Consider the following 1,165-nt stretch of genomic DNA (forward strand, 5'->3'; position numbering starts at 1 on the left):
GCTCGAAGAGGCGGCCGGCATTTCCGGCCTGCACACCCGCCGCCACGAGGCCGAACTGCGGCTGAAGGCGGCCGAGCAGAACCTCGAACGGCTGGACGACGTCGTCGGCGAACTGGAAAGCCAGATCGAAAGCCTGAAGCGCCAGGCGCGCCAGGCCTCCCGCTTCAAGAACCTGTCAGCCGATATCCGCAAGGCCGAAGCAACGCTCTTGCATCTGCGCTGGACGCTGGCCAAGACGCAGGAAGGCGAGGCGCGCTCGGCGCTTGCCGTTGCCACGGCATTGGTCGGCGACCGCGCCGCCGCCCAAATGGCCGCCGCCAGGGAGCAAGGCATCGGTGCTCATCGCCTGCCGGACCTGCGCGACGCGGAAGCCGCCGCTGCCGCCGCCTTCCAGCGCCTGTCGATCGCCAAGTCGCAGATCGCGGAGGAAGCCGGCCGCATCCGCGCTCGTCAGAGCGAACTCGAGCGCCGGCTGCAGCAGCTCGATGGCGATATCGCGCGTGAGGAGCGCATGGTCCGCGACAATGCGGATATCCTCGAGCGCCTGCGCACCGAGGAAGCCGCGCTCAATTCCGAAAATGCCGGTGCCGCCGAGCGCGAGGCCAGCACCAGGGCCACGTTCGAGCAGGCTGCATCGACGCTTTCACAAAGCGAAGCCAAGCTCGCCGCGCTGACCGCCGAGCGGGCAGAGGCTGCCGCCTCGCGCAACCAGATCGAACGGACACTGCGCGACACCGCCGAGCGTCGCGACCGCTTCGCCCGCCAGCTTGCCGATGTCGACCGCGAATTGTCGGAAATACTCTCCAAGGTCGCCGGCTTGCCGGATCCGGCCGAGAAGCGCGTGCTGGTCGAACAGGCCATGGCGCTGCTGGAAGAATCCGAAGCTGCCGTATCGGAGGCGGAGCAGTCGGTCATCGATGCCCGCGCCACGGAAAGCGCTGCCCGGCCACCGCTTCAGGATGCCAGGGCCGAGCTGGCGCGCATCGAGACGGAAGCGCGCACGCTGGCAAAAATTCTGAACGCCGCCAGCGGCGATCTCTTCCCGGCTGTGCTGGAACAGATCAGCGTCGATCGCGGTTTCGAGACGGCGCTGGGCGCCGCCCTTGGCGAAGACCTCGACGTGCCGCTCGACCGCAGCGCGCCGGCGCATGGACCACGCTGGCAA

Annotated in this window: 1 pseudogene; it reads left to right on the plus strand. The window is 68.5% G+C overall.

What is annotated here, in order from left to right:
* Nucleotides 1-1,165 (plus strand): annotated as a pseudogene (locus tag EN935_RS36945) (chromosome segregation protein SMC); the annotation flags it as partial.

Origin of the sequence: Mesorhizobium sp. M7D.F.Ca.US.004.03.1.1 (genome assembly GCF_003998635.1) — a bacterium.
GTDB lineage: Bacteria > Pseudomonadota > Alphaproteobacteria > Rhizobiales > Rhizobiaceae > Mesorhizobium > Mesorhizobium loti.